This is a genomic window from Vibrio sp. 10N.247.310.23 (genome assembly GCF_041467155.1).
In the GTDB taxonomy this organism is placed as follows: domain Bacteria; phylum Pseudomonadota; class Gammaproteobacteria; order Enterobacterales; family Vibrionaceae; genus Vibrio; species Vibrio crassostreae_C.
Genome location: NZ_JBFSTZ010000056.1, coordinates 1 through 6,500, shown reverse-complemented (window position 1 = coordinate 6,500; position 6,500 = coordinate 1). Strand labels below are relative to the sequence as shown.

The 6,500-nt window shown below is 44.2% G+C and carries 8 protein-coding genes, 1 tRNA gene and 1 pseudogene; 2 read left to right on the top strand and 8 right to left on the bottom strand.

Going from position 1 to position 6,500, the window contains the following annotated elements; genetic code table 11:
- Positions 1 to 207: 207 nt before the first annotated feature.
- Positions 208 to 1,818 (bottom strand): P-loop ATPase, Sll1717 family, encoded by a 1,611-nt coding sequence (locus tag AB6D93_RS23310; protein WP_372127272.1) that lies wholly within the window; start codon positions 1,816 to 1,818, stop codon positions 208 to 210.
- A 462-nt stretch (positions 1,819 to 2,280) separates the two neighbouring features.
- Here AB6D93_RS23310 and AB6D93_RS23305 point away from each other — a divergent pair.
- Together AB6D93_RS23305 and AB6D93_RS23300 are read left to right on the top strand one after the other, a co-directional pair.
- A tRNA-Gly gene (locus AB6D93_RS23305) sits at positions 2,281 to 2,355 on the top strand.
- Between the two features lie 23 nt (positions 2,356 to 2,378).
- A complete protein-coding gene (locus AB6D93_RS23300) occupies positions 2,379 to 2,660 on the top strand; it encodes a hypothetical protein (protein WP_372127274.1) in 282 nt (93 codons plus the stop codon).
- A 12-nt stretch (positions 2,661 to 2,672) separates the two neighbouring features.
- On the opposite strand, the gene AB6D93_RS23295 is transcribed toward AB6D93_RS23300, so the two are convergent.
- From AB6D93_RS23295 to AB6D93_RS23265, 7 genes and pseudogenes are all read right to left on the bottom strand, one after another.
- The gene (locus tag AB6D93_RS23295) at positions 2,673 to 2,837 is read right to left on the bottom strand and encodes a hypothetical protein (protein WP_371728084.1); all 165 of its coding nucleotides are present in this window, start codon (positions 2,835 to 2,837) and stop codon (positions 2,673 to 2,675) included.
- 65 nt (positions 2,838 to 2,902) lie between these two features.
- Entirely contained in the window at positions 2,903 to 3,256 is a 354-nt protein-coding gene (locus tag AB6D93_RS23290) for a hypothetical protein (protein ID WP_372127276.1), read from the bottom strand.
- Between the two features lies 1 nt (position 3,257).
- A complete protein-coding gene (locus AB6D93_RS23285; protein ID WP_102308898.1) occupies positions 3,258 to 4,895 on the bottom strand; it encodes a PcfJ domain-containing protein in 1,638 nt (545 codons plus the stop codon).
- A complete protein-coding gene (locus AB6D93_RS23280) occupies positions 4,892 to 5,578 on the bottom strand; it encodes a hypothetical protein (protein WP_372127278.1) in 687 nt (228 codons plus the stop codon). The genes AB6D93_RS23285 and AB6D93_RS23280 overlap by 4 nt, the downstream gene beginning before the upstream one ends.
- Positions 5,575 to 5,805, bottom strand: a complete 231-nt coding sequence (locus tag AB6D93_RS23275) for a hypothetical protein (RefSeq protein WP_372127279.1) — start codon at positions 5,803 to 5,805, stop codon at positions 5,575 to 5,577. Before AB6D93_RS23275 ends, AB6D93_RS23280 begins: the two co-directional genes overlap by 4 nt.
- 73 nt (positions 5,806 to 5,878) lie before the next feature.
- Positions 5,879 to 6,106, bottom strand: a complete 228-nt coding sequence (locus tag AB6D93_RS23270) for a hypothetical protein (RefSeq protein ID WP_136985702.1) — start codon at positions 6,104 to 6,106, stop codon at positions 5,879 to 5,881.
- Positions 6,103 to 6,500 (bottom strand): annotated as a pseudogene (locus tag AB6D93_RS23265) (DNA topoisomerase III); the annotation flags it as partial. The pseudogene AB6D93_RS23265 and the gene AB6D93_RS23270, both read right to left, overlap by 4 nt.

Below are 6,500 nucleotides of genomic sequence, written 5' to 3'. Positions count from 1 at the left end.
CGTGTGTTTAATACTATTCGTCAGTATTCAACGTTTAACATCCTGAGGATAACAGCCCAAATGGGCTTGTAAAGTGATTTATGTCACATCTTATTTGATTCATTCCTAACAAGGTTTTGGACATTTTCGGATAAAAACATCTATGGATTAACGCTGCGCTCTGATGTAAACCGAAGAGCAACCAGGCTTGACCCCAGCTGCTCTTCGTTATGATCTGTAGTTGACACGTTTTTTACCTGAGTTTACTGCACGGGCTAACCCGTAGAATATCTCATACCGCACGCCTTCTTTAACTTTTGGGGAAAAATTCGAATAGCTTCGATCTCTAAAACTCCAATGAATAAGTGGTTTATGCCCCTCCACATCTTCGACATAACAGATAACATTAGTTTCATATAGAAACTGCAAAAAACTATTCGGTGTTTCCATGAAGTTAGGTATTTTCTTATCGGTTGATTCTATGTGCTGAATTAGACCTGAATGAGAAGACAAGTATTCTTCATAAGTAAACCTCGTGGCTCCATTTAATAGCTCAAAAAACTTTAAGAAAAATTCATAGTCATCGTTGTTGTAATAAAAGGAAATCTGATCTTTTATTTCACCTAATAAATGATCTGATAGCTTGCGTTTGAAGTCAGGGCTTTCAAAATCCTCAAGTGTATGCTGTGTCTTACTTGTCTCGTTTTTCTCTACTGCATTGTCTTTCAAAAACTCAAGCATCATCAATATATCCCTAGGGCGATAAAATGAGTTTCTCAAGAATCCGATGAAAGAAGAATCACTTCCGCCAGCATCGTCACGACGTTTTGTTGTATAAGGGAAATAGAATCTCCAAGAATCTCCATGATTACTCAGATCCGGCTTACCTCGCTCATTCTGCTGATTGTATAGAAGTTTATCCGTCATTCGGAAAAGTGAAGACGTTTCATAATTTGCATAGGTTGTTCTCCAATCCAGATAGACTGAATTTGATCTGATTTTTGTGTTCTGATTTTGGAGTCCGATAGAAGTAAATATATCGGGACGGACAAGAAGAACTGCCTTCAATCGTCCTTTTGAGTCTTTAATTGTGGGGAAAAAATCATTGTTTAGCTGCCATACAGCATTTGCAAGACCTTTTACACAATCCAAATATTCCCTGTACTCGATACCATCTGGACGTATATCTATCCCATCAATAAATAATGTATGGCTGTTTGAAAGCTTCAACTCTGATAAAGCTTTTTCAAAGCTCTTTTGAATGTAAAGCAAATTTGTCTGAAATCGGTTTTCTGAAAACGTAATACTTTCCTTTTGTTCTCCTGAGGCTTTCGCAAACTTATTCAAGTATTCAGCAGCAACTTTGGATTCCTGAACAAATTGCAATGCATGTAATATTTCTGGGCTAAATGCATGTAGGTAGTACTCATCAATTGCAGAGTTAAGTGCCCGAAATTTAATGAACTTTGGCAGTAAAACATTTTCTTTATCTGCTATCTGCTTTGAAAGCATTAAAAGAATTATAACTCTCCAAATATTGGTGTAATCGGAAAGATCTAAATGTCTCTCTTTCTTTAAGGAAACAAATTTCTGATACTCGGTTTCTCTAATGAACTTTAAATCACAAACATTTGAATTCAAACGGTTATTTGCCAAATAAACAGCGTAGGCTGTTTTTCCTGATCCTTTTTCCCCCATCAAAAAAGATATTTCAGGTTTTAGAATTTCAGAGGCATACTCATCGACAACGAAATTCCGATTAAAAACTTCTTTAAACTCTCTCCGCCGATAATTTTCGGCATCAGGAAAGCTATATTCTAGATCTATTATCTTCTTCATGTTTCAGTTCCGTTCCATCAAGGGGATCACTATGTTGTAGCTCATAGTCCTGTTAAGGTGTGAGCAACGCCTTTTAACTACAATATACCTTATAAAGGTAGAGGAATATGCCGAATGCATCACTTATCATATTGTGTTATTAGAAAAAATAAGTCACATAATGATAAAAGAAATGTGTCCTAAATCTTGATTTGGCACACTTTGGGGCAGAAACCACTTAGAGTTGATACTCCATTTCCCATAATCATATTACCAGTCCCGTGTGCTTGATACTCTTAACGTGAGTAACGGATATTTAAAATATCTTCTCAACAAAAAACTATCGGGACCTAATTTCAGCGTCATTGTCAGTAAATCCTGACCCAAATCCCCCTTGAACCAAAACGATTATTCGTTACAATGCTTGCGCCAATGGGATACAGGAACGCCATTGGCCGGAGCTCTCCTCACAGGCGCTTCGTTGCGTGCATCGTATAATGGCTATTACCTCAGCCTTCCAAGCTGATGAGGCGGGTTCGATTCCCGCTGCACGCTCCAACTCACGCTCTAAGGTAGTCCTCATGCAAACGCCCCCTTCTGACGAAATGAAACAAGCTAAAAAAGCCTTCAAAGCCAGTTTAAAATCGTATCTGGCTCAGTTTGACGAGAAGGCTGAAATACCAGACGTCAGCGTCATACTGGACGCTTTTAAACCCGTCATATTCCAAGAGTCCGTCGATCTCATCAGCCAAAATAAAACCAAAGTAGCCCAAACGCTCAACGTGAACCGTGGCGTGCTGTCTAAAGTACTGCAGCAGCATCCAAAACCTACGCTCAACCTGGATGAAGAGTCGCTGAGCTGAAACAAAAACCACTTACTTTTTGTCGTGACCTTCTGTCAGTGCCGCTAACCTATCTTCAAGCGCAAACACATAGGGGCTTAAAAACAACGTAAACTGAATGTTTTCGCATAACTCTCCTGAGATGTGAATATCGTGAAGCCCCACGAGATACCAGCCTTCTTCTTTATACTTCTTCATCCATTGAACCAAGCCTCTGATTTCATCATAATCCAACAGGCTCAAGTCCTGGATATAGTCATTGTTCAGTCGGTTCCTATATACCGAGAATTACTCAGGGATAAGTAGCCATCCCCTTTATAAGGGAGCGCGCTGGGATGAACCACATCAATTCCGTAATCAAAATACGCATAGGATATATGCGCAAGCAGATAGCGAGATGCTTCAACAGATAACGTGAGCTGGCTTTGTTCCAGTCTCTCTTCAATGTCGTCGTCAGGCGAAATGGCTCCTACCGATATCTGCGCTTTTTGGGATTGGTACTCATGATGGCTTTCTGAGCAATAATGCAATCGAATGGGAATGTCACATCTCATGTCAGCTTTAGGATCAACCTCTTTTAATGTTGGAATTTGAGTCGGCGCAATTGAATTTATCATGTTAACTTCCTTCATTTTTCGTCTTATTTATTGTCTCAATCAACTGCTTCGCTACCTGCTCCATAGCTTGGCTACTCAAGTCGTTTCTTGCACCGCGCAATTGATCGTATTGTACGAGGCGTGACACGGAGTCTTGATAAAGCCCTAACGTCGCTCGCTCTGCATCAGAGGTCAATGTAAACACGCGATAACGCTGCTTCACACAGTCATCGAGGTAAGAAAATACGCAGTGTTCCATTTCTCTGGCTTCCCTTCTCAGCCCAAGTCCTGTGGTGATTTCTTCCACTGTTATGCCTTGCGTGTCAAACGTCTCCCACTCGGCTCTTTCCCACGTCAACGCATTCATTTGCGCGTCCGCATCCAACCTGTCGGTGTTCATTCTGGCCACCCAGCGTTCATGTTGCTGGACCAAAGCGTACCAAGATTGATTTTTGTGGATGACGGCATCCTCGCGCTCTACCCAATCGAACACATCATTAAATTGGTTGAGGGTTCGCCGCCATTGCTCTTTTTGTTTGCGCACCTTAACGCGCCCAATCATGGGCTTGAAGTATTGCGCCCATCGAAACACCACACGCTGAAGGCGCTCAAAATCCAAAACCCCGTGATGGTCATGTCGCGCCTTTTGGTCCCTTATGGTTGATAAGAGGCGAACCTGAATCGTGGTGGAATACCCCGTAAGCGCATCAAGCAGCGACAGCTCTGAAGGTGTCCACATCCTTGCTTGGATAAGCAAAGCTTGTACTTTTCTTGGTTGACGATTAATTTTTCGAATGACGCCTTTACTGACCTCTGTAGGCAAATGGGAAAGCAAATGTTCGTAGCTGAATAGATTAGGATGTATGTGGCGGTTGACTCCTCCTGGCAACACACTTAACCAGGGCAACCATACTCGGTGACGTTGATAGGCACTCACATCCTTGACCTTATTGCTAAAGGAATGCAGCTGCCCAAAAGATACCTGGCTCAGCGAGCATTGGTATATTTGCAGGTAGAGCGACAACTTCTCTTTATCGACAAAATCCCACAGGTGTTTATAGAGCGCGCGTCCACCTAGCTTGATGCCATGTTCAAGAAAACCAAATTGCTGACCAAACCGCTTTGAAACCCACTGTTTGGTTGTTTTCCCCATATCAAGATAAGCCATCGGTACTGGTGTCATATCCATCCCGTCATAATCGCCTTTTTTCGGCGCTTTCACTGGCACACTGAGCGCTTGAATCCCTTGCTTTTCCAAATCCGACAATAGCGCGCCTATCACGTATTCCAATATGTTGTAAAACCGCCACGCCAATGAATCCTGACGAGATTGCATCATAAAATCAGGCGAATACTGGCATCCAACCCAAGACCCGTGGAGATTATGCTCCCCATCCCACGTTAACGAGAGACGCTGCATAGTGACTTTTTGATTGGGGTGCTTAACGAGACGAAAGAGTCCAGCCAGCACTAACGTATCGAATGCCCCATCTTGCTCGCGTTTGACCATTCTTCGCCAAGACTGGTCGTTTAAAAAGCGGTAGAGCGTTTGCCATGCCAGCACCTTCGATTGCTCTTGTTCACCCTCCATACCGTGAAACGAAGCCATCGTCGATGACAGTAACACTTGGGGTGGCGGCAAGGCCGTTAACGTGTTCATCGGCCCTCCCTTTTTTGAATTAACGCGCTGCGCGGAGGCGTCACCATGCGGTCGTGTGTGTCAAAGTCCACCCTATCCAGATTCAAATGATGAAATCTCATCACTTCACCATCAAAAAGCGGCGAGTGCCCGTGCGCAAGAAACCAACAACCAAAATCAGAACGAGAAGGTCTAGGCCCTATCCTTATCGACAATGTGTAAGAAAAATCTTCTGGCTCAAGGTGAGTGGTATATTCGTTCTCCGAGTCTTCCCACTGTTGCTCCCATTGACGTTGCGCCTGTCTATAGGCCTCACTGGCACGGTGATATCGCGTGACACAGGCTCGCTTATGCACCCCAAGATAACGACAGACTTTAAAAAAGCCGTGCAAATGCGCGATTGTCACGCTTGACTCAAAACGCATCACGCCTTTACTTAAAGTAAAGGTGCCTTGTATCCAGCAATCTTGACGCTCAGGTTTACTAGGTAACGTCCATAACCCAACAAAGATATATTGGCCTTTCGTCAGTTTCTTGAGGTAGGCTTGGCCATACGCAAAACGACGTTGACCGATAGATTGACGAACCCCACCCAGTGACAAGACTTCATGATTACGAAGCTGATTCAATTTAGATTTATAATACAGTGGGCGACGGGCTCGCTTGAAAAACTCAAGCAACGTCATCTCGATAGACGGATTCATCCTTCCCCTCCATAAGTTTTCATCATAACGTCATGCGCGACTTTCAATTTTTTCACCCCGTTATAAATATTGCGGCGCGAAACGCCGGTGATAAACTCCGCCAACTCGTAGGTATGGCCATGAATAATACGAAGGCGCACCGCCTTTCGAGTATTGTTAGGAAAGTCCCGCTCTGAATACATCGACAACAACGCATCCAGGTGCCTTTCTGTGAGAAGTTGCCTCATACCTCACCCATTCTGCTTCTAATGTTGAATTTTGTGTCGTCTAGCCGACTCATTATTCAACGCTTTCTTAGATTCAAACCTCAGAAGAACCAATCCACTGCTCACCGAGGTAAGCATCCCAACCGTCTGGACTCACTGAGAAATAATCGACACACTCCAGCGCATCGTGCGTCCACCCGCCCTTAGGGGCGTGGTACTGAACCATTTCCACCCCCTCCAAGCTCAGAATACGAAGCAAGGCCAACGTGCGTCCTTCCATCAGGTCAGGCTCAGCCGGTGATAACGAACGGGCGACTATCATGAGCCCATCTCCTTTCCTAACTTGCCTTTGTCATCGAAATGACGCTTCTCGCAGCCTTGTTTCCACGCGCTGCAGCTCCAATAGAAACTGCCTTTATTTTTCCCAGATTTACGCACCAACACACCTTTGCCACAGGCACACTGTTGATTTTTGGCGGGCTTTCCGCGCACGCTATCGAGAACAAGACCACATTGCTCGCGGTCTTCACACGCCCAAAACGGTTTCTTGGTTGAGCGAAGACGCATTGTTTTGCCACACAACGGGCAGGGCGCTTCGGGCTCAACGACTTTCGGTAAGGTAATAGTGATGTCTCCGGACTTCACCTTACTCACAATGGCGCGCACAAATCCTTCTTGGTTTTGCATAAAGGCATCGAGGCTCATCTCTCGCTTGG

What these genes read in the sequence shown, in the direction of transcription:
- AB6D93_RS23310 (WP_372127272.1), bottom strand. Translation starts at nt 1,818, where the DNA reads ATGAAGAAGATAATAGATCTAGAATATAGCTTTCCTGATGCCGAAAAT.
- AB6D93_RS23300 (WP_372127274.1), top strand. Translation starts at nt 2,379, where the DNA reads ATGCAAACGCCCCCTTCTGACGAAATGAAACAAGCTAAAAAAGCCTTC.
- AB6D93_RS23295 (WP_371728084.1), bottom strand. Translation starts at nt 2,837, where the DNA reads ATGAAGAAGTATAAAGAAGAAGGCTGGTATCTCGTGGGGCTTCACGAT.
- AB6D93_RS23290 (WP_372127276.1), bottom strand. Translation starts at nt 3,256, where the DNA reads ATGATAAATTCAATTGCGCCGACTCAAATTCCAACATTAAAAGAGGTT.
- AB6D93_RS23285 (WP_102308898.1), bottom strand. Translation starts at nt 4,895, where the DNA reads ATGAACACGTTAACGGCCTTGCCGCCACCCCAAGTGTTACTGTCATCG.
- AB6D93_RS23280 (WP_372127278.1), bottom strand. Translation starts at nt 5,578, where the DNA reads ATGAATCCGTCTATCGAGATGACGTTGCTTGAGTTTTTCAAGCGAGCC.
- AB6D93_RS23275 (WP_372127279.1), bottom strand. Translation starts at nt 5,805, where the DNA reads ATGAGGCAACTTCTCACAGAAAGGCACCTGGATGCGTTGTTGTCGATG.
- AB6D93_RS23270 (WP_136985702.1), bottom strand. Translation starts at nt 6,106, where the DNA reads ATGATAGTCGCCCGTTCGTTATCACCGGCTGAGCCTGACCTGATGGAA.